The sequence below is a fragment of the Micromonospora sp. WMMC273 genome (assembly GCF_027460285.1).
Lineage (GTDB): Bacteria > Actinomycetota > Actinomycetes > Mycobacteriales > Micromonosporaceae > Micromonospora > Micromonospora aurantiaca.
In genome coordinates this window covers 3,207,012-3,226,481 of record NZ_JAPZBE010000001.1, presented here as the reverse complement: position 1 = coordinate 3,226,481, position 19,470 = coordinate 3,207,012, and the positions used below count along the sequence as shown (strand labels likewise).

Here is a 19,470-nt window from a genome sequence, read left to right as displayed (position 1 = left end):
CTTCCCGGCACACCGGGATCAACCCTAACGGGCGCCGCCACCCGCGGCGAGCCGAGCCGGCCGATGGGACGCCCGTCTCACCACTCGGGCGGAGCGTCCCATCGGCCGGCGGGTCAGCGTTGCCCGGGCAGAGCCGGCAGGGACGCCCCGACCGGGTCGCAGAACGCGGCCATCCACTTCATCAGCTCGTCCGCGTCGGCGTAGGGGTCGAGCCCGCGCACCTCGTCCGGGTCCAGCTCGGGCACCGGTACGTGGGAGATCAGCGGGTGCAGCGGCCGGGTGTCCACCTCGTCGGCGCCGAACAGGTGCTCGTGCAGCTTCTCGCCCGGCCGCAGACCGGTGAAGACGATCTCCACCGGGCGGTCCGCCTCGGCGGCGAGCCGGCGGGCCACGTCGGCGATCCGGACCGGCTCGCCCATGTCGAGCACCAGCGCCTCGCCGCCCCGGCCGATCATCGCGGCCTGGAGCACCAGGTGCACCGCCTCCTGCACGGTCATGAAGTACCGCGTCACGTCGGGGTGGGTGACGGTGATCGGCACCCCGGCGCGGATCTGCGCCTGGAACGCGGTGAGCACCGAGCCGCGGCTGCTGAGCACGTTGCCGAACCGGACGCTCAGGTACCGGCCGCCGAGCCGCTGCGCGTGGTACGCCGTGAGCCGCTCGGTGATCCGCTTGGAGTAGCCGAGGACGCTCGCCGGGTTGGCCGCCTTGTCGGTGGAGATGTTCACGAACTCGGCGACGTCCCGGCACGCCTCCAGCACGTTCAGCGTACCCAGGATGTTGGTCTTGATCGCTTCCCCGGGGTGGCGCTGGAGCAGCGTGAGGTGCTTCAGCGCCGCGGCGTGGAACACCACGTCGGGCTGCCGGTCGGCGATCACCCGGGCGATGCCCTCGGCGTCGCGGATGTCGGCCAGGATCAGCTCCGGCCCGTCCAGCAGCGCGCGCCCGTGCAGGGACATCTGCAGGGCGTGCAGCGCGGACTCGTCCCGGTCGAGCATCATCAGCTCGTCCGGCTCGCAGCGGGCGATCTGCCGGCACAGTTCCGAGCCGATCGAGCCACCGGCGCCGGTGACGAGCACCCGGCGTCCGGCCAGCCCGCCGCGCTCGACGCTCAGCTCGGCCACCCGGTGCGCGCGGCCCAGCAGGTCGGTGAGCTGAAGGTCGCGTACGTCGGTGGCGGCCACCGGACGGTCGAGGACCTCGCGTACCGGCGGCAGGACCTTGAACGCCGCCCCGGCCTCCAGCGTGCGGGTGCGCACGTCGCGCAGCAGCTGCGGGTCGGAGCCGCTCATCGAGAAGATGACGGTGCTCGCCCGGGTGGCCCGGACGGCGATGCCGATCTGCTCCCGGCCGCCGAGCACGCGCAGCCGCTCCAGCCGCAGGCCGCGGCTGTCGGGTGCGTCGTCGAGCAGACCCACCGGCCGGTAGCTGCTGTCCGGGTCGTGCAGCAGCGCCCGGACGAGCCGCTCGCTCGCCGCGTCCACCCCGTAGATCAGGCAGCGCTCGGCGTGTCCCGCGGCGGGTGGCCGGCGGTCGGCGTGGGCCCGCCAGAGCCCGCGAGCGGTCGCCATCACCACGAGCGCCACCGCGCCGCCGACCAGCGGCGTGCTGGCCGGCACCGGGTGCTCCGTCCACGGCAGCAGGGCGACGAAGCCGACGGCCGCGACGAGCGCGACGGTGGTGGCCAGGCCCTGCGCGTCGCCGGCGCTGCCGATCGGATACCGGCCGTAGAGCCGGGACCGCAGCAGCGTGAGCGCGGCGTACAGCGCGGCGCAGGCCAGCGCCACGCCGAGCGTACGGGCGCTGGCGGCGGCGGTGAGGTCGAACTCGTACCGCGTCCAGGCGGCACCGAGAAAACCGCCGCACCACGCGGCCGTGTCCAGCGTTAACAGGGAAAGGGTGGCGGCGCGGTGGGTGATCCGGCCGGGGGGTCGAACGGCTGTGATCGCATCACGATCCATGAGCTGCCCTCTACGTCCTATCCGTATTGAAAGGATTAGACCGTCTGTGCCTGTTCGGTCGTTTACTGTCGTCCAGTCACGTAACGTCGTGAATAGGCGATTCGATCCTGGCACGGCAACTGGGGTTTTTAGGGGGCTTTCGTGCAGTTTCATCGGCAGACCGGCGTGTCGCGAGGGGGAGCGTGATGGACGTTCTCGGCTACCTGCGCCTGGTCCGACGCCACTGGTGGATCGTGCTGGTGACGGTGATGCTCGGTCTGGGCGCCGCCGCGCTGGTGACGGTCCGGACGGCGCCTCGGTACGAGGCCTCGGTGACCTTCTTCGTCACCACGCCCAGCCAGGGGGTCACCGACGCCTACCAGGGCGGCCTATTCCTCCAGCAGCGGGTGAAGTCCTACGGTGACCTGCTCACCAGCGACCGGCTGGCGCAGAGCGTGGTGGCCGACGCGCCGCTCGGCCTGACCGCCGACCAGGTGCGCAGCCGGATCCACACCACCGCCACGACCGGCACGGTCCTGCTCCAGGCGACGATCACCGACACCGACCAGACCCGGGCGCTGAAGACCACCGAGATGCTCGCGACCAAGTTCACCGAGCTGGTCCGCAAGGTCGAGACGCCGCCTGACGGCAAGGCCCCGCCCATCAAGATCGAGGTGGTCAGCGGTCCCCGGGTCACCTCCGACCCGGTCTCGCCCCAGCCCACCCGCAACCTGGTCCTGGGCGGTCTGCTCGGCCTGCTGCTCGGCGCCGGCCTCGCAGTGCTGCGCGGGGTGGCCGACGTCCGGATGCGCGACGGCGCCGGGCTGCAACGGGTGACCGGCAGCCCGCTGCTCGGCGAGATCCCGTACGAGACCGGCGCGCGGTCGGCGCCGCTGATCGTCGGCGACGCGGCCACCTCCGCCCGGGCCGAGGCGGTCCGCAAGCTGCGTACCAACCTGCGCTTCGTGGACGTGCACGAGCCGGCCCGGGTCATCGCGGTGACCAGCGCGCTGCAGGGCGAGGGCAAGACCACGATGGCCTGCAACACCGCCATCGCGCTGGCCGAGGCGGGCTGGCGGGTGCTGCTGATCGACGCCGACCTGCGCCGCCCCAAGGTCGCCGACTACCTCGGGCTCGACGGCGGTGTCGGCCTCACCGACGTGCTCGTCGGTGACGTCCAGGTCGGTGACGTGGTGCAGCGCTGGGGCGAGAAGTCCCTGCTGGTGCTGCCCAGCGGCGCCACCCCGCCCAACCCGAGCGAGCTGCTCGGCTCCAAGTCCATGGCGGACCTGCTGGTCGCGCTGCGGGACTCGGCGGACATCGTGGTCATCGACACCGCGCCGCTGCTGGCGGTCACCGACGGTGTGGTGGTGGCCGTGCAGGCCGACGGCGCGCTGCTGGTGACCCAGCAGGGGCGTACCTCCCGCAGCCAGGTCGCCGCGGCGGCGCACGCGCTCAGCTCGGTGTCGGTGCGCCTGCTCGGCTGCGTGCTCAACATGGCCAAGGTGGCCAAGGCGGACGCCTACCAGTACGAGGCGTACAAGGTGGTCGTGCCACCCGCGGCGCCCTCCGTACCGGCCGACCGGGCCGGCACCCGGCGGGGCGCGAAGGCCGTGGGCGACCGGACGCAGGAACTCACCCGGCTTTCGCGATGAGTGCGAGCACGGGCCGGATCGACCGCTCGATCTCCTCGGCACACCGCCGGAAGTCGGCGGGCGAGCCGCCGATCGGGTCGTGCAGGTCCTCCGCGTCGGGGGCGGCGGGTTGCAGCCGCCCCCGGGCGCGGACCGCGGCCGACACCGCCGCGCGCAACGGCGTGCCCGCGTCCGCCTCCGCCTCGGCAGGGCGGGCCTCCGCGGCCAGCCGGGCGAACTGCCGCAGCGTGAACGTCCGGGTCAGCGCGGCCGGCGCCAGCGAGGTACAGGCCGAGCGTTGCCGGCGGGTCGCGGTCAGCACCAGCGCCGCACCGGTCAGGTGCTCGGCGCGCAGCCGGCGGGTCCGGAAGGCCGCCGGGTCCGCGCCGGTGGCCGCGGTCACCTCGACCGCGTACGGGTGCATGACCGCCCCGTCGATCGCGTCGGTTCCCGCGCTGGCCACCGTCAGCGGCAGGCCGGCCAGCATGCGGCGGGCGATGAACTCCGCCATCGGTGACCGGCACATGTTCGCGTGGCAGACGAAGAGCACCTCGTCGACCATCTGCACCCCTCTCGTCGGCAGGGTCGCGACGGAGGGTGCCGCGACGGCGTTCTTCCGGCGGTCGCGGCCGGACGCAGAGGGGATGCGGGAATGGTACGCGGTGCGGCGCCCGGCCGTCCGGAAAGCCGCGCCGGGAGCGCGGTCATGAGGGTCGGCATCCTCACCTACCACTTCCCGCCGGAGCCGGCGTTCGTCCCGGGCAGCCTGGCCGAGGAGCTGGTGGCCCGGGGTCACGAGGTACGGGTGCTCACCGGCTTCCCGGACTACCCGGGCGGTCACGTCTATCCCGGCTGGCGGCAGCGCTGGCGGCACCAGACGCACAGCGAGCGGCTGACCGTGCGCCGGGTGCCCCGCTACGCCGCGGGCGACGGCTCCGCCCGTGCCCGTACCGCGAGCTGGCTCTCCTTCGCCGGCAGCGCCGCGCTCGCCGGACGGGGCCTGCTGCGCGACGTCGATGTGCTCTACGTCTACGGGCACCCGGCGGTCACGTTCGCCGCCACCGGGCTGCTGCGGCTGCTCGGCCGTACGCCGACGGTCCTGCACGTGCAGGACGTGTGGACGGAGCGGGACGGTCGTGCGGCGCCGGACGGCGGCTGGTCGGCGCGGCTGGAGTCCGCCTCCCGCCGCCTCTACCGGGAGGCGGCGGTGGTGGCCGTCGGTTCGCCGTCGATGGCGGATCTGGTCCGCGCCGGTGGGGCCGCCCCGGGCCGGGTGCGCACGGTGCCGAACTGGACCGACGAGCGCATCTTCCGCCCCACCCAGGCCGGTCCGGCGGTGCGGCGGCTGGTCCGCCGGGACGACCGCTGCGTGGTGATGCACGCCGGGACGATCGGCGCGCACCAGGATCTGGAGACGGCGGTCCGGGCGGCTGCGGCGCTCGGCGACCGGATGGATCTGGTGCTCGTCGGTTCCGGTCCGCAGGAGCGGCGGGTGCGGGGGCTCGCCGCCGATCTCGGCGCGGACAACGTCAGGTTCCTGGAGCGACGGTCCGCGGTGGACATGCCGCAGCTGTACGCCGCCGCCGACTACCAGCTCGTGGCCCAGCGCGACCTGCCGGAGCTGCGGGGCCGGGTGCCCGGCAAGCTGCAGGCCGCGCTCTCCTGCGCCGCACCGGTGGTCGCCTCCGCGGCGGGGGAGACGGCGGAGCTGGTGGAGCGGGCCCGCGCCGGCCTGTCCTGCCCGCCGGAGGACTGGGCGGCGCTGGCCGACCGCTTCTGGCTGGCCGCCGCCATTCCGCCGGCCGCCCGGCTCGACATGGGCAGGCGGGGCCGCGACGCGTACCTGCGGGACATGTCGTTGCGAGCCGGGGTGGACCGGATCGAGGCGCTGCTGCACGAGGCGGCCGAGCGGTCCTCGAACCGAACGAAGCTCGCACCCAGCCGATAAGTCGGCAGAGTGTCGAATAACGCCTCGAACAGGGACTTTCTCGTGCTAAAAAGCACTCGATCGCGAATTGTGTCCGATTCGACCGACACGTAGGGGGAAATCCGTGACCGGACCTGGTGCCACGCCCGGCCGGCGGCGCCGTTCGCGACGGCGCCGGCGCGCCCGGGTCCGCCGGATCCTGCTGACCGGGCTGGTCGTCGTGTCGGTGCTGCTCAGCGCCGGCGGCTGGGTCGCGTTCCGGGGCTGGCAGGCCCGCGCCCACCTGGTGAACGCCGCCGGGCTGGCCCGGGAGCTCAGCGCCCAGGTGCTCGACGGCGACGTGGCCCGCGCCCAGCGCACGCTCGCCGCGTTGCAGGAGCAGGCCGCCGCCGCGCGCGGCGAGACCGGCGATCCGGTGTGGTGGGTGGGCCAGCAGACGCCGTACGCGGGGGACAACCTGGCCGCGGTCCGGCAGATCTCGGTGGCGGTGGACGACCTGGCCCGGCTCGCGTTCCCCACGCTGCTGCGCGTCGACCTCGCCTCGCTGGTGCCGAAGCAGGGCAAGCTGGATCTCGCCCGCCTGCGCGCCGTCTCGGCCGAGGTGTCCGCCGCCGACCAGGCCGTGCGCCGCACCGCCGACCGGCTGCGGCAGGTGCCCACCGGCGACCTCGTGACGCAGGTACGCGACGCGGTCGTCGCGTTGCGCACCGAGCTGGACCAGCTCGGCGAGCTGACCTCGGCCGCCGACCGGGGCGCCCGGCTGCTGCCGCCGCTGCTCGGCGCGGACGGGCCGCGCACCTACCTGCTGGTCTCGCAGAACCCGGCCGAGCTGCGCGCCACCGGCGGCATGTTCGGTGCGTACGCCGTGCTGCGCGCCGAGGGTGGAGGGATTCGCCTGGTGAAGCAGGGCAGCTCGTCCGACCTGCGGCTCTTCGACCCGCCGCTGAAGGTCGGCGCGGAGGCGAAACGGCTCTGGGGTGAGCTGCCGGGCATCTATCCGGCGGACGTGAACCTCACGCCGGACTTCCCGGCCGCCGCCGCGCTCTACCGGGACATGGTGCGCCGACGGACCGGCACCACTGTGGACGGGGTGCTGGCGGTGGACCCGGTGGTCCTGTCGTACCTGCTCGGCGTGGTGGGTCCGGTGCCCGTGCCGGACGGGCCGTCGCTGGCCGCCGCCACCGCGGTACGGACGCTGCTCAGTGACTCGTACCGGGATCTGGAGACGAAGGACCAGGACGAGTTCTTCAGCAGATCCGCGTCGGGCGTCTTCGACACGCTGTTCACCAAGACGGTAGACCCGAGGGCGCTTTTGACCGTTTTTACCCGTTCAATCAATGAACGTCGGATATTGTTCTGGAGTGTCCGATCTGAGGAGCAACGCGCACTGGCCGGCAGCCGGCTGGCCGGTCAACTCCCGGAGAAGGACACCGTGCCGACGGTCGGCGTGTTCCTCAACGACGGCAGCGGCGCGAAGCTCGGCTACTACCTCAGGTTCTCGGCCACCGTGACGGTCGGTGAATGCCATCCGGACGGGCGCCGCGAGCTGCGGCTGCGGGTCACGGTGCACTCCACCGCCCCGAAGTCGGGCCTGAGCAAGTCGGTCACCGGGCTGGCCCTGGCCGGCGACAAGTACACCGCACGCACCTTCGTCTCCGTGCACACGCCCACCGGCGGCGCCGTGCTCACCGGCCGGCTGGACGGACGGGACACCGCGATGGGCAGCGGCACCGACGGCCGCCGCCAGGTGGCGGTGGCGAACGTGGAGACCCGCCCGGGGCAGACCCGGACGCTCGACGTCACGGTGCTCACCGGCCAGACCGGCGCCGGGACCGCCGAGCTGGTGCACACGCCCACCGTCACCCCATGGACCACCCAAGTAGTCAACGCACCAAGCTGTGAACAGTAGGAGGGAATCCATCATGCGGCTATCCCGCATCATCATGGCGCTCACGGTGGGCCTGGCCGTAGCGGCCGTGCCGACCGCGGCCGGGGCGGCGCAGCCGCAGCCCCCGGTCTACCCGCCCGAGGTCGCGTCGCTGACCGTCTCACCGACGACCATCCGGCTCGGCGAGACGTTCACCCTGCGGGGTTCGAACTTCGCGCCGAACGAGTCGGTGCGGATCGACGTGGCGATCTCGGGTCTGCCCGCGGCCGCCCCGGCCGAGGGGACCGCGCGGCGCAGCGACGGCAGCACGGTGGCGATGGCGCCGGTCGCCTACACGCCCAACCGCGCCCAGCCGCAGCCCGCGCCGACCACGTTCACCGTGACGGCCGACGCCAGCGGCAACTTCACCGTCACCTACCGGCCGACCCGGCCGGGCCGGTACACGTTCACCGCCACCGGCCTGACGTCCGGGCGGATCGCGAGCGCGACCGGCACCGTCCTGCCGCCGCGGCCGACCAAGTCGCCGCACCACGGCGGGCTGCCGGTCACCGGTGACAGCATCGGCACGCCGCTGAAGCTCGGTGGGGGCCTCGCCGCCGCCGGTGCGGTGCTGCTTCTGGCCTCGATGGCCTGGCGTCGCCGTCGCCTCGGCTGATCCGGGGTGCGCCGGGGACGACCCGGCTCGATCGTGAGTGCCCGCCGGACCTCGTCCGGCGGGCACTCACGTGTCCGGACGCCGGGACACAATGACCCGATGGACGCGACACCGTGGACCGACCGGACCGGCCTGCTCACGCTCCCCGGGGGCGCCACCGTGCGCGGTCGCCGGGTCGCCGGGCCCGCGTCACCGGCTGACTTCGCCCTGCTGCTGGCGCCCGGTCCCGAGCCGGAGTGGCCGGCCCGGCGGGTCCGCTGGCCCGACTTCTGGATCCCGGCCGACCGGGCCGATGCCCTGGACGCGCTCCGGGAGGCGCGGCGGCGCGCGTACGCGGGGGAGCGGGTCGAGGTGGCCTGTCACGGCGGAGTCGGGCGCACCGGCACCGCGCTGGCCGCCCTCGCCGTGCTGGACGGGCTGCCCCCCGCGCGGGCGGTGGCCTGGGTGCGGTCCGGCTACCACAGGCGCGCGGTCGAGACGCCGTGGCAGCGGTGGTGGCTGCGCGGCGTGCGCTGACGCGCCAATCGGTCACCGACCGGGACCGCGTGATCGGCACCGTGTCACGACACCGGTGAGCCGTCCGGACCTGATCATCCGGCTCGGTAGGGTGCCATCTCATGAGAGCCCGGGTCCTGGCCGCCGCCACCGCCGTCACCCTGCTCACCACCGGCGTTCCGGCCCCGGCCACAGGCGCCCCGGCCGGCACGCCCGCGGCTGCGCCGGCCGCGGCACCCGCCGCTCCGGCCGCCGCACCCGTGCCCTGCCCGCGCCTGCCCGCGCCGAAGGTCAGCCGGCCGCCCCGCCCGACGCCGCCGGCCACGACGCCCGAACAGGCGGCGGTGGGCGGCGAGGCGCTGGCCGGTACCGGGCTGGTCACGCCACCCGGCAGCCCCGCGCCCCCGGCGGTCACCGCCGCCACCTGGCTCGTGGCGGACCTGGACACCGGCGCGGTCCTCGGCGCGTGCGGCCCACACGTCCCCGGCACCCCGGCCAGCACCCAGAAACTGCTGCTGGCCGCCACCATGCTGAGCCGACTGGACCCCAGGCAGGTCGCCGTCGCCACCCGCGCCGACCTGGACATCGAGCCGGGCAGCTCGGCCGTCGGCCTGCTCGTCGGCGGCCGCTACAGCGTGGAGACGCTGTGGCTGGGCCTGCTGCTCCAGTCCGGTAACGACGCCGCGAACATGCTGGCCCGTCTCGGCGCCGGCAGCTCCCAGGCCGGCGTCGCCGAGATGAACGCGCAGGCCCGCCGGCTCGGCGCCGGCCAGACGCACGCGGTCACCCCGTCCGGCCTCGACGGCCCCGGCCAGTTCACCAGCGCGTACGACCTGGCACTCATCGCGCGGGCCTGCTTCGCCGACGCCGCGTTCCGCCGGTACGCGCGCACCGAGCGCACGCAGATCCCGGCCCAGCCCGCGCTGAAGAAGGGCGGGTTCCAGATCCAGAACGAGAACCAGCTCATCTACCGCTATCCCGGCGCGCTCGGCGGCAAGACCGGCTTCACCGAGCTGGCCCGGCACAGCTACGTCGGCGCCGCCCAGCGCGACGGACGCCGCCTCGTGGTGACGCTGCTCGGCGCCGAGGCCCGCCCGGTACGCGGCTGGCAGCAGGGCGCCCAGCTGCTCGACTGGGGCTTCCGGCAGCCCCGGGACGCTTCGGTCGGCCGGCTGGTCGAACCGGGCGAACGGGACGCCGAGGCGGCGGAGCCCAAGCAGGCGGCGGCCGCGGAGCCGAGCCGTACCGCATCCCCGCCCTGGCGGGGACCGGCCGGGACCGCGCTGCGCCGCGTCGGCGACGGGGACTGGCGGATGATCGTGCCGCTCGCCGGTCTGCTGGCACTGACCGTCGGCGGGGTGGCGGCGGTGCTCGCCGCCCGCCGGAGCCGGTCACGCCGTCGCGGACGCCGCCGCGCCTGAACCCGGCGTCCCGGCGGATCGCGTGGACACCGATTCCGTGGGTATGCGCCGGGCATGGAGCACCCGGGCCGGATCGTGGTGGTCTCGGCGGACATCGGCGCCGGACACGACCGGGCCGCCGACGAGCTGGCGCACCGGCTGCGTGCGCGGGGCTTCGCGGTGGACCGGCTGAACCTCCTGCACCTGCTGCCCAGCCCGGTGCACCGGGCGGTACGCGAGACGTACCGGGGGGTGCTGCACCGGCTCCCCTGGGGCTACCACGCGCTGTTCCGGCTGACCGGCAACTCGCGGACCGCCGTACGCGCGATCCGCGCGCTGATGCGGCCGTTCCGCCGCCGCCTGCGCCGCCGCATCCCGCCCGACACCCGGGCCGTGGTCACCACCTATCCGTTCGCCAACCAGCTCCTCGGTCCGCTGCGGCGGCGCGGGCGGCTCCGTGTCCCGGTGATCACCTATGTGACCGACTTCGTGGTGCACCCGACCTGGCTCGCGCCGGGCGTGGACGTGTACTGCGCGGTCCGCCACGCCGAGACGCACCGGGCCGGCGCCGCCGACGTCACCGCCGTGCAGCCGCTGGTGTCCCGCGCCTTCGCCCGGCCCGCCCCGGAGGACCGTCGGCGGGCCCGGCAGCGGTTCGGCCTACCGGCCGACGGGGTGCTCGCGCTGGTCGTCGCGGGTTCCTGGGGCGCCGGCGAGGTGGCGGCCACGGTGGCCGAGGTCGCCGCCGCGGGCGTCCGGCCGGTGGTGGTGTGCGGGCACAACGCGGCGCTGCGTCACCGGCTGCGCGGCGCCGGGCGGCACGTGCTGGGCTGGGTCGACGACATGCCGGCGCTGATGCGCGCGGTCGACGTCATGGTGGAGAACGCCGGCGGGCTGACCTGCCAGGAGGCGCTGGCGGCCGGGCTGCCGGTGGTCACGTACCGGCCCATCGCCGGGCACGGGCGCGCCAACGCCGCGATCCTGGCCCGGGCCGGCCTGAGCCGGTGGGCGGCCACACCGCAGCAGCTCGGGCCGGTCCTCGCGGCCGTGATCGGGACCGGACCGGTGAGCCCGTCCCGCGACGACGTGTACCGCGACCCGGCGGGCCTGGTCGCCGAGGCCGCGCGCCGGGCACCGCCGGCCGGACCGGCCGGTAAGCGCCGCCCGCTGCTGGACCCGGTCGGAGACGCCGTCGCCGTGCTCGCCGCGCTGCTGCAGTCCACCGGCGGCCTGCGATGAGAGCGGTCACCCTGGCGGGGGCCGCCGCGCTCGCGCTGCCGGTGCTGCACGCGGCACCGGCGGTGACGGCGCTGCCCGCGCTGCGGCGACGGCTGCTGCCCGGGCTGCACGGGCTCGGGACGCCCGGCCGGGTCGCGCTGACCTTCGACGACGGCCCGGACCCGGAGTCCACCGGGCACGTCCTGGACGTGCTGGCGGCGCACCGGGTCCGCGCCACGTTCTTCGTGCTCGGCGCGATGCTGCGGCGCCACCCCGCGCTGGGCCGCCGGGCGGCCGGCGAGGGCCACGAGATCGCCGTGCACGGCTGGACGCACGACAACCTGCTGCTGAGCGGCCCGGCCCGCACCGTCAGCGACCTGACCCGCGCCTACGACCTGGTCACCGACGTGACCGGCCGTCCGCCCGGGTTCATGCGACCGCCGTACGGCGTGCTCACCACCGCCGCGCTGGTGGCCGCCCGGCGGCTGCGGCTGCGGCCGGTGCTGTGGAGCTGCTGGGGCCGGGACTGGACCGCCACCGCCACCGCGGACACCGTCGCGCGCACCGTGCTGGCCGGACTGGACGCAGGCGGGACGATCCTGCTGCACGACTCCTCCCGTACCGCCGCGCCGGGCGCCTGGCGGGCCGGTCTCGCCGCGCTCCCGCGTGTGCTGGCCGAGTGCCGCCGCCGTGGATGGCAGGTCGGCCCGCTCGCCGGGCACGGGCTCCGCGCGCGCTGAGCCGCGAGCGAGCCGCGGAGCCTACCGCCTTACCTCGGTGCCGGGGCCCGAATCCCGGAGCCGGTGACCCGTTCGGGTCGGCGTGGCTAGCGTCCGGGTCATGAGGACCTGGGGACCCTTCGTGGCGCTGGCCGCCGCCCTGCTGCTGCCGGCCTCCGTGACACCGGCGGCGGCCGCCGCCCGCGCGCCGGTACGCCGGCTGCCGGCTGCGCCGCCCTGCCCGAACGTGCCGGCCCCGGCGACCCGGCCGCCGCAGCCGCCGCCCGCGCCCGACCCGGCCGCGCGCGCCGTCGGTGGCGCCGCGCTCGACACCGCCGGCCTCGTCGTCCCGCCCGCGTCCAGCGCGCCGCCGGCGGTGACCGCCACCTCCTGGGTGGTCGCCGACCTGGACAGCGGCGCGGTGCTCGGCGGCTGCGGCCCGCACGAGTACGGCGTGCCCGCGAGCGTGCAGAAGCTGCTGCTCGCCGCCACGATGCTGCCCCGGCTGGATCCGCACCGGGAGGTCACTGTGACCGCGGGGGACCTGGCCGTGGAACCGGGCAGCTCGGCGGTGGGGCTGGTCGAGGGCGGGCACTACCGGATCGAGACGATCTGGCTCGGCCTGCTGCTGCGTTCCGGCAACGAGGCGGCGAACGCGCTGGCCCGCCTCGGCGGCGGCCCGGACGGGCTGGCCGGCGGGGTGCGGGCGATGAACGAGGAGGCGCACCGGCTCGGGGCCCGGCAGACGCACGCGGTCACCCCGTCCGGGCTGGACGGACCGGGGCAGTTCACCAGCGCGTACGACATGGCGCTGATCGCGCGGGCGTGCTTCGCCGACCCGGCGTTCCGCGAATACGCCGCCACCCGGGTCGCGCAGATCCCGGCCCAGCCGGCGCAGCGGGCGAAGGGGTTCGCCATCTCCAACGACAACATGCTGCTGGAGCACTATCCGGGCGCGCTCGGCGGCAAGACCGGCTTCACCGACCTGGCCCGGCACACCTATGTCGGCGCGGCCGAGCGCGGCGGCCGACGCCTCGTGGTCACGCTGCTCGGTGCCGAGGTGACGACCCAGCGGGGCTGGCAGCAGGGCGCGGCGCTGCTCGACTGGGGGTTCGCGCAGCCCCGCGACGCGCAGGTCGGCCGGCTCGTCGAGCCGGGGGAACTGGAGCGCTCGGCGCCACCGGCGGGCGGGGCGGCCTCTGCGCTGGCCGGGCACGCCGATCTGCGCGGCGGCGGGGCGGCGCCCGGGCCGCGGCCCGGCGCGGGGGTGACGGTGGCGGTGGGCGCGGTGCTGACGGCCGGGGGAGCGCTGCTGCTGGCCCGGCGGCGCCGCCACGCCGCCGTGGTAGCCATGTCGACCGGGTCGGCGCTGCGGGAGCCGGAAATTCCGGAACAGGAGTGAAAGCAGGGGGCCCGGATCAGCGGGAGGCGGGTCCTGCGGTGCTGTCCCGCACCACCAGTTCGGTGGCCAGTTCGACCCGGGGCGAGTCGATCTCCTCGCCCTGGGCCAGCCGCAGCACGGTACGTGCGGCCAGCCGGCCCATCTCGACCAGCGGCTGGCGCACAGTGGTCAGCGGCGGGGAGGCCCAGCGCGCCTCGGGCAGGTCGTCGAAGCCGACCACGCTCACGTCGTCGCAGACCCGCAGTCCGCGGCGGCGTACCGCCTCGTACACGCCGAAGGCCATCTGGTCGCTGGCGGCGAAGATGGCGGTCGGCGGGTCGTCCAGGTCGAGCAGCGCGCCACCGGCGGTGAACCCGGAGGCGTGGTAGAAGTCGCCGGGCTGCACCAGCCGGTCGTCGGCGGCCACACCGGCGGCGGCCAGCGCGGCCCGGTAGCCGTCCAGCCGGGCCCGGCTGCACAGCAGGTGCGGCGGGCCGGCCACGAACCCGATCCGGCGGTGGCCGAGCTTGAGCAGGTGCTCGGTGGCGGCCAGGCCGCCGGTCCAGTTGGTGGCGCCGATGGCCGGCACGTCCGTGGCGGCCACGCCGGCGGCCGGGTCGACCACCACCACCGGCACGTTGAGGCGCCGCAGCTGGGCCTGCACGGCCGGGCTCAGGTGCGAGGTCACCACGATCACGCCGTCGGACGCGCGGGCGCGCAGGTTGTGCAGCCACTGCCGGGTGGAGCTGGACTCGCGGTGGATCGCCGAGACGACGGTGCCCACCCCGGCGGCGTGGCTGACGTCCTCCACGCCGCGGATGATCTCCACGGCCCACGGGCTGTCCAGGTCGTTGAAGACCAGGTCGACCAGGTCCGCCCGGCGCACCGTACGGCTGCCGCGGCGCCGGTAGCCGTGGTGACGCAGCAGTTCCTCGACGCGCTCCCGGGTGTCCGGTGCGACGTCGGAACGCCCGTTCAGCACGCGCGACACGGTCGGGACCGAGACGCCGGCCTCCCGTGCGATCGCGGTGATGGTCACCCTGCGCTCGTCGTCCGCGCTCACCCGTGTTCCCTTCGCCGGCTGCCGGAACCGACCGGTAGACCGTCCCGCCCCACGCACATCTTGCCGTACGGCGAGGGCTTGACGACAGGCCGGACCGGCCCTAGCGTTCGCACGAGTTGCGGAAACGTTCCGGAAATGCGCCAGTCATCTTCCGGCGAGTCGCCGTCCACCCCCGACGAACGACGAGGAAAACCGAGGCGTGTTCACCGACCTGACCGAGGCCGAACTCCGCACCTACCGCAGCGACCTGCACGAACCGCCGGACTTCGACGCCTTCTGGGCTGACACTCTCGCACAGGCGCGCTCCTGCGGCGACCCCGTGTCCGCGACCCCGCTGTCCACGCCGCTGACCGGTGTCGACGTCTTCGACGTGACCTTCCCGGGCTTCGCCGGACAGCCGATCCGCGCCTGGCTGCGGGTGCCGCGCGGCGCGACGGAGCCGCTGCCCACGATCGTGCAGTACGTCGGGTACGGCGGCGGGCGCGGCCACGCGCTGGAGAACCTGCTCTGGTCCGCCGCCGGCTTCGCCCACCTCCAGATGGACACGCGCGGTCAGGGCTCGGGGTGGAGCCGGGGCGACACGCCGGACATCGCCGCCGCCGGACCGCAGGCGCCGGGCATGGCCACCCGCGGCATCGAGGACCCGAACCGGTACTACTACCGGCGCTTCCTCACCGACGCGGTCCGCGCCGTGGACGCCGCGTGCGAGCTGCCGGGCGTCGACCCGGACCGGATCGCCGTACTCGGGCACAGCCAGGGCGGCGCGGCCGCGCTCGCCGCCGCCGCCCTGGCGCCGAAGGTGCGGGCGGCGGTGGCGCTCGTGCCGTTCCTCTGCGACATCCCGCGCGCGATCACAATCACCGACACCACGCCGTTCCGGGAGATCCGCGACTACCTCGCCGTGCACCGCGACCGCGAGGAGCAGGTGCTGCGCACGCTCGGCTACGTCGACGGCGTCGCGTTCGCCCGCCGCGCCACGGTGCCGGTCCGCTTCTCCGTCGCGCTGATGGACGACATCGTGCCGCCGTCGACGGTCTACGCCGCCTACCACGACTACCGGGGCGACAAGGACCTGACGGTGTGGCGGTTCAACGGCCACGAGGCGGGCGCGATCGACGACGACGCCGCCGCTGTCGACTTCCTGCGTACCGTGCTGGGCGGCTGACCACCGTTCCGCCGACGCCGGCCCGCGAGGGCTGGTAGACACGGCGGATGGGCACCGGCATGCGCGCGACGGCGGTCCTGGCCGTCGCGGCCGCGCTGATCGCCACCGCCTGCCAGCGGCCCGCGCCGTCGCCGTCGCCGTCCGCGCAGCCGTCACCAACCCCGACCGGCCCGCGGGCCCCGGCGGACATCGTGGACCTCACCGCCGTCGACCCCACCGTCCGCACCGACATCCGGTACGCGGGTCCGCACAACTTCGTCGGCCGCCCGATCGACGGGTACGCCGAGCCGCGCTGCCTGCTCACCCGCCCGGCGGCGCAGGCGCTGCACCGGGTGCAGACCGCCGCGCTCGCCGGCGGGCACAGCCTCAAGGTGTACGACTGCTACCGCCCGCAGCGCGCCGCCGACGACTTCGTCGCCTGGGCGAAACTCCCCGGCGAGCAGCGGATGAAGGGCGAGTTCTATCCCGGCGTGCCCAAGGACCGGCTGTTCGCCGACGGCTACATCGGCGCCCCCACCGCGCACAGCCGGGGCAGCACCGTCGACCTGACCCTGGTCCCGGTCTCCGGGCCCCCGCAGCCGGCGTACACGCCCGGTCAGGCGCTCGTGCCCTGCACCGAACCGGCCGGGCGCCGCTTCGCCGACGACTCGATCGACATGGGCACCGGGTTCGACTGCTTCGACCCGCGCGCCCACACCGCCGACGCGCGGATCAGCGACACCGCCCGGAACAACAGGGACCTGCTGCGCCGGCTGATGTCCGCGCAGGGCTTCGAGAACTATCCGCTGGAGTGGTGGCACTACCGGTACGTCGACGAGCCGTACCCGGACACCTGGTTCGACTTCCCGGTGGCCGGTTCGTCACTGCGGTGACGCGGTCGTTCCACCAAGATCGATCGCGGCTAGGCTCGGCGCTCATGGAGACCGAACGGATCGGCCCGCCGCTGCTCGCCGGCGAGCGGGAGTCGCTGCGCGCCTTCCTCGACTTCCACCGGGCCACGCTGGCCCTCAAGTGCGAGGGCCTGACCGACGAGCAGTTACGCCGGGCGGCGTCACCGCCGTCCGCGCTGTCCCTGCTCGGCCTGGTCCGGCACATGGCCGAGGTGGAGCGCACCTGGTTCCGCCGGGTCATCGCCGCCGAGGACGTGCCGCTGGTGTGGTCGGACAGCGGCGACTTCCAGCAGGCGTACGACGCCCGCGACGCCGACGTGGCGGAGGCGTTCGAGGCGTGGCGGCGCGAGATCGAGCACGCCCGGCGCATCGAACGGGAGGCCGAGTCGCTCGACGTGACAGGTCACCAGGCCCGCTGGGGCGAGGACGTCTCGCTGCGCCTGGTCATGCTGCACATGCTGCACGAGTACGCCCGCCACAACGGGCACGCCGACCTCATCCGCGAGGCGATCGACGGCACCGTGGGCGTCTGAGCCCGCTCGGACGCCCGCGCACACCGGTCAGCGCGTGCGCAGCGGCAGCCAGGCCAGCACATCCTGGATCCGCGCGTCCCAGTACGCCCAGTCGTGGTCACCCGGACCGAAGTCGACGGTGACCGGCACGTCACGCTTCCGGGCCACGTCCAGGAACCGCATGCTGTCCTCGTACAGGAAGTCCTCCGTGCCGCAGGCGACGTAGAGTGCCGGCCGGTCCTCGCCGGAGCGCTCCAGCAGCCCCACCGTGTCGTCGTCGGCGGGCACCGGGCCGTCACCCCAGACGGTGCGCCAGACCGCCGGGTCGACCGGATGCGTCGCATGGTGGCGGCGGCGCGTCACGTCCAGCGCGCCGGACAGGCTCGCCGCCGCCGCGAACCGCTCCGGGCGGCGCAGCGCCCACTTCATCGCCCCGTAGCCGCCCATCGACAGGCCCGCGACGAACGTGTCCTCCCGCCGGTCGGACAGCCGGAAGAACGACCGGCACACCTCGGGCAGCTCCTCGCTGAGGAACGTCCAGTACCGGTTGCCGTGCGCCTCGTCGCAGTAGAAGCTCCGCTGCACCTGCGGCATCACCACGGCCAGCCCCAGCGGCGCCACGTACCGCTCGATCGCGGTACGCCGGGTCCACACCGTGTCGTCGTCGGTCAGGCCGTGCAACAGGTAGAGCACCGGCGGATCGCCGTCGGCGGCCGCGCCCGGCACGCCGATCCCGGCCGCGCCGCGATCGGGCAGCAGCACCGTCATCGACGTGCCCATGCCCAACGCCTCGGAGAAGAAGTCACACCGGATCAGCGCCATGAGGCGGCAGCGTACCTCGGAGGGGTTCGATGAGGGCGTTCCTATTGCCCCGGGACGGTCGTACGGGAAAGGATGGCCGTGCGTGCCGGAAACACACTCGTAACCTGCGCGCTGCTGGTCTCTGTCACGAGGAAGTGGGAGTCAGGCATGAGCGACGTGTCCGCCGCACTGGGTGTGCGCCTCTACCCGGATCTGGTCGAGCCCGGCGGTCTCGCCCCCGCGCTCGTGGCGACCGCCGCCGCGAACCAGCTCGACGTCGGCGAGGTGACCGCGCCCGAGCAGGGACGCAGCCGGTTCACCTGCGCCGAGATGGCCTCCCCCCGGGGCGTCGTCTGCGTCAGCCTCGGCTCCCAGGCCCGCTACTTCATGATCGACCTGCGGGTGGACGGCGACGTCCAGGCCCGGGGTGACGCCACCGACCTGCTCCAGGTCGCGCAGGTCGCCGCCGCGTGGCGGGCCGGCATCACGCTCGCCGAGCTGACCGCGCGCTACCCGTTCATGGAGGAGATGCGCCGCCACCCGGTGGCGCACGCCGGCTAGGGCGCGTTTCGTAAGTCGCGTTGGCCGGGTGAGATCACGGCGTGGCGGTGATCGATAACTGAAGAGGTCTCCGGTAAGTGGGTTAGCGACCAAGCAAACCTGAATACCGGAGACCTCGTGGCCAGCCTAGCGGCGGCGGCGCGGCATGACCTCAGCGACATCCAGTGGCAGCACCTGTGCCCGTTGCTGCCTGCGGAATCGTCGCGGGGAAGGCCGTGCAAGTGGACCAGGCGACAGATCATCGACGGCATACGCTGGCGGGTACGTACCGGTGCGCCATGGCGTGACGTGCCCGCGAACTACGCCCCGTGGCAGACGCTGTATCGGTGGTTCCGCCGGTGGCAGCGTGATGGCACCTGGGCCCGGATCCTGGCCGGGCTGCAAGCTGCCGCCGATGCGGCCGGGCGGATCGACTGGACCGTCAGCGTCGACTCCACGATCAGCCGCGCCCATCAACACGCCGCCGGTGCCCGTCGTGACGGCGACCGGCAGAAAGAACCACCGGGCGGGATCTACGCCGAGCCCGCGGATCATGCGCTGGGCCGTTCGCGGGGCGGGTGGACCACCAAGACTCACCTTGCCTGCGAACAGGGCCGCAAGGTTCTGGCCACCGTCGTCACGGCCGGGCATCGCGGTGACAGCCCGCAGTTCACCACAGTCCTCGACCGCATCCGAGTTACCCGCTGCGGTCCCGGCCGGCCCCGGACTCGCCCGCAGCAGGTTCTGGCGGACCGGGCCTACACGTCCAAGGCCAACCGTGCCTATCTGCGCCGACGGCGAATCAAGGCCTGCATCCCGAGCAAGACCGACCAAGACGCCCACCGCCGAGCCAAAGGCTCCCGCGGCGGCCGGCCACCCGCCTTCAACCCTGACACCTACCGCCGACGCCACGCCGTGGAGTGCGGCATCAACCAGCTCAAACAACACCGCGCCATGGCCACCCGCTACGACAAACTCGCCGTGCGCTACGAAGCCACCCTGACCATCGCCGCCATCAACCAGTACCTCCGAGCCTTATGAAACACGGGCTAGCCGCCGGACCCGCCCGGCGCTCATCACGTCGCGCCTGCGCCGCTCATCCGTGCGCGAAGGAATATCGCGTTGCTGCCCGTGTGCGGCGCCCGTACGGTGAACGGGCAACGTCGATCCGATCCACCAGGGAGCCTGCCGTGTCGCAGCAGAACCGCACCCGCGCCGAGCGGCAAGCGCCGCGCGCCGGTG

General features: G+C 74.4%; 18 protein-coding genes. 14 read left to right on the top strand and 4 right to left on the bottom strand.

Features of this window, described 5'->3' with window-relative positions:
- Positions 1–113 precede the first annotated feature (113 nt).
- Positions 114–1,961, bottom strand: coding sequence for a nucleoside-diphosphate sugar epimerase/dehydratase (locus O7611_RS15120; protein ID WP_269697085.1), 1,848 nt, complete (start codon positions 1,959–1,961; stop codon positions 114–116).
- 185 nt (positions 1,962–2,146) lie between these two features.
- Here O7611_RS15120 and O7611_RS15115 point away from each other — a divergent pair, with 185 nt between their 5' ends.
- Positions 2,147–3,595 carry a polysaccharide biosynthesis tyrosine autokinase gene (locus O7611_RS15115; RefSeq protein ID WP_194799319.1) on the top strand — a complete coding sequence of 483 codons (1,449 nt, stop codon included), beginning with the start codon at positions 2,147–2,149 and terminating at the stop codon, positions 3,593–3,595.
- Here the strand turns inward: O7611_RS15115 and O7611_RS15110 are convergent.
- On the bottom strand, positions 3,576–4,136 hold the full coding sequence (locus O7611_RS15110; RefSeq protein WP_194799320.1) for an arsenate reductase/protein-tyrosine-phosphatase family protein: 561 nt from the start codon (positions 4,134–4,136) through the stop codon (positions 3,576–3,578). The two genes, O7611_RS15115 and O7611_RS15110, sit on opposite strands and share 20 nt — an antisense overlap.
- A gap of 144 nt (positions 4,137–4,280) precedes the next feature.
- On the opposite strand from O7611_RS15110, the gene O7611_RS15105 reads away from it, so the two are divergent.
- From O7611_RS15105 to O7611_RS15070, 8 genes are all read left to right on the top strand, one after another.
- Positions 4,281–5,522, top strand: a complete 1,242-nt coding sequence (locus tag O7611_RS15105; RefSeq protein WP_194799321.1) for a glycosyltransferase family 4 protein — start codon at positions 4,281–4,283, stop codon at positions 5,520–5,522.
- 103 nt (positions 5,523–5,625) lie between these two features.
- Positions 5,626–7,410 carry a DUF4012 domain-containing protein gene (locus O7611_RS15100; protein WP_194799322.1) on the top strand — a complete coding sequence of 595 codons (1,785 nt, stop codon included), beginning with the start codon at positions 5,626–5,628 and terminating at the stop codon, positions 7,408–7,410.
- 13 nt (positions 7,411–7,423) lie between these two features.
- Positions 7,424–8,044, top strand: a complete 621-nt coding sequence (locus O7611_RS15095; RefSeq protein WP_128138550.1) for a hypothetical protein — start codon at positions 7,424–7,426, stop codon at positions 8,042–8,044.
- 99 nt (positions 8,045–8,143) lie between these two features.
- Positions 8,144–8,560 carry a protein-tyrosine phosphatase family protein gene (locus tag O7611_RS15090; protein ID WP_194799323.1) on the top strand — a complete coding sequence of 139 codons (417 nt, stop codon included), beginning with the start codon at positions 8,144–8,146 and terminating at the stop codon, positions 8,558–8,560.
- Between the two features lie 101 nt (positions 8,561–8,661).
- Positions 8,662–9,960 carry a D-alanyl-D-alanine carboxypeptidase family protein gene (locus O7611_RS15085; RefSeq protein WP_194799324.1) on the top strand — a complete coding sequence of 433 codons (1,299 nt, stop codon included), beginning with the start codon at positions 8,662–8,664 and terminating at the stop codon, positions 9,958–9,960.
- A gap of 54 nt (positions 9,961–10,014) precedes the next feature.
- Entirely contained in the window at positions 10,015–11,178 is a 1,164-nt protein-coding gene (locus O7611_RS15080) for an MGDG synthase family glycosyltransferase (protein ID WP_269697084.1), read from the top strand.
- The gene (locus tag O7611_RS15075) at positions 11,175–11,897 is read left to right on the top strand and encodes a polysaccharide deacetylase family protein (protein ID WP_194799326.1); all 723 of its coding nucleotides are present in this window, start codon (positions 11,175–11,177) and stop codon (positions 11,895–11,897) included. Before O7611_RS15080 ends, O7611_RS15075 begins: the two co-directional genes overlap by 4 nt.
- A gap of 100 nt (positions 11,898–11,997) precedes the next feature.
- Positions 11,998–13,278, top strand: a complete 1,281-nt coding sequence (locus O7611_RS15070) for a D-alanyl-D-alanine carboxypeptidase family protein (RefSeq protein ID WP_194799327.1) — start codon at positions 11,998–12,000, stop codon at positions 13,276–13,278.
- 16 nt (positions 13,279–13,294) lie between these two features.
- On the opposite strand, the gene O7611_RS15065 is transcribed toward O7611_RS15070, so the two are convergent.
- On the bottom strand, positions 13,295–14,320 hold the full coding sequence (locus O7611_RS15065) for a LacI family DNA-binding transcriptional regulator (RefSeq protein ID WP_194799328.1): 1,026 nt from the start codon (positions 14,318–14,320) through the stop codon (positions 13,295–13,297).
- Positions 14,321–14,519: 199 nt separating this feature from the next.
- Here O7611_RS15065 and O7611_RS15060 point away from each other — a divergent pair, with 199 nt between their 5' ends.
- Genes O7611_RS15060 through O7611_RS15050 form a run of 3 tightly spaced genes read left to right on the top strand, consistent with a single transcriptional unit; the run spans position 14,520 to position 16,908 of the window.
- Positions 14,520–15,485, top strand: a complete 966-nt coding sequence (locus O7611_RS15060; protein ID WP_194799329.1) for an acetylxylan esterase — start codon at positions 14,520–14,522, stop codon at positions 15,483–15,485.
- A 59-nt stretch (positions 15,486–15,544) separates the two neighbouring features.
- Positions 15,545–16,357, top strand: a complete 813-nt coding sequence (locus O7611_RS15055; protein WP_194799454.1) for a M15 family metallopeptidase — start codon at positions 15,545–15,547, stop codon at positions 16,355–16,357.
- Positions 16,358–16,401: 44 nt separating this feature from the next.
- Positions 16,402–16,908 (top strand): DinB family protein, encoded by a 507-nt coding sequence (locus tag O7611_RS15050; protein ID WP_194799330.1) that lies wholly within the window; start codon positions 16,402–16,404, stop codon positions 16,906–16,908.
- A 27-nt stretch (positions 16,909–16,935) separates the two neighbouring features.
- Here O7611_RS15050 and O7611_RS15045 read toward each other — a convergent pair whose 3' ends face one another.
- Positions 16,936–17,709, bottom strand: a complete 774-nt coding sequence (locus tag O7611_RS15045; RefSeq protein WP_194799331.1) for an alpha/beta hydrolase — start codon at positions 17,707–17,709, stop codon at positions 16,936–16,938.
- Between the two features lie 147 nt (positions 17,710–17,856).
- Here O7611_RS15045 and O7611_RS15040 point away from each other — a divergent pair, with 147 nt between their 5' ends.
- Positions 17,857–18,249, top strand: a complete 393-nt coding sequence (locus O7611_RS15040) for a hypothetical protein (RefSeq protein ID WP_194799332.1) — start codon at positions 17,857–17,859, stop codon at positions 18,247–18,249.
- Between the two features lie 117 nt (positions 18,250–18,366).
- Complete coding sequence (locus tag O7611_RS15035) at positions 18,367–19,269, top strand: IS5 family transposase (protein WP_269697083.1); 903 nt, start codon at positions 18,367–18,369, stop codon at positions 19,267–19,269.
- Positions 19,270–19,470: the final 201 nt, after the last annotated feature.

Bases quoted from the DNA above. Each gene is read 5' to 3' on its own strand.
- O7611_RS15115 (WP_194799319.1), top strand. From the start codon at position 2,147: ATGGACGTTCTCGGCTACCTGCGCCTGGTCCGACGCCACTGGTGGATC.
- O7611_RS15050 (WP_194799330.1), top strand. From the start codon at position 16,402: ATGGAGACCGAACGGATCGGCCCGCCGCTGCTCGCCGGCGAGCGGGAG.
- O7611_RS15055 (WP_194799454.1), top strand. From the start codon at position 15,545: ATGCGCGCGACGGCGGTCCTGGCCGTCGCGGCCGCGCTGATCGCCACC.
- O7611_RS15090 (WP_194799323.1), top strand. From the start codon at position 8,144: ATGGACGCGACACCGTGGACCGACCGGACCGGCCTGCTCACGCTCCCC.
- O7611_RS15105 (WP_194799321.1), top strand. From the start codon at position 4,281: ATGAGGGTCGGCATCCTCACCTACCACTTCCCGCCGGAGCCGGCGTTC.
- O7611_RS15110 (WP_194799320.1), bottom strand. From the start codon at position 4,136: ATGGTCGACGAGGTGCTCTTCGTCTGCCACGCGAACATGTGCCGGTCA.
- O7611_RS15075 (WP_194799326.1), top strand. From the start codon at position 11,175: ATGAGAGCGGTCACCCTGGCGGGGGCCGCCGCGCTCGCGCTGCCGGTG.
- O7611_RS15120 (WP_269697085.1), bottom strand. From the start codon at position 1,961: ATGGATCGTGATGCGATCACAGCCGTTCGACCCCCCGGCCGGATCACC.
- O7611_RS15070 (WP_194799327.1), top strand. From the start codon at position 11,998: ATGAGGACCTGGGGACCCTTCGTGGCGCTGGCCGCCGCCCTGCTGCTG.
- O7611_RS15080 (WP_269697084.1), top strand. From the start codon at position 10,015: ATGGAGCACCCGGGCCGGATCGTGGTGGTCTCGGCGGACATCGGCGCC.
- O7611_RS15095 (WP_128138550.1), top strand. From the start codon at position 7,424: ATGCGGCTATCCCGCATCATCATGGCGCTCACGGTGGGCCTGGCCGTA.
- O7611_RS15040 (WP_194799332.1), top strand. From the start codon at position 17,857: ATGAGCGACGTGTCCGCCGCACTGGGTGTGCGCCTCTACCCGGATCTG.
- O7611_RS15085 (WP_194799324.1), top strand. From the start codon at position 8,662: ATGAGAGCCCGGGTCCTGGCCGCCGCCACCGCCGTCACCCTGCTCACC.
- O7611_RS15045 (WP_194799331.1), bottom strand. From the start codon at position 17,709: ATGGCGCTGATCCGGTGTGACTTCTTCTCCGAGGCGTTGGGCATGGGC.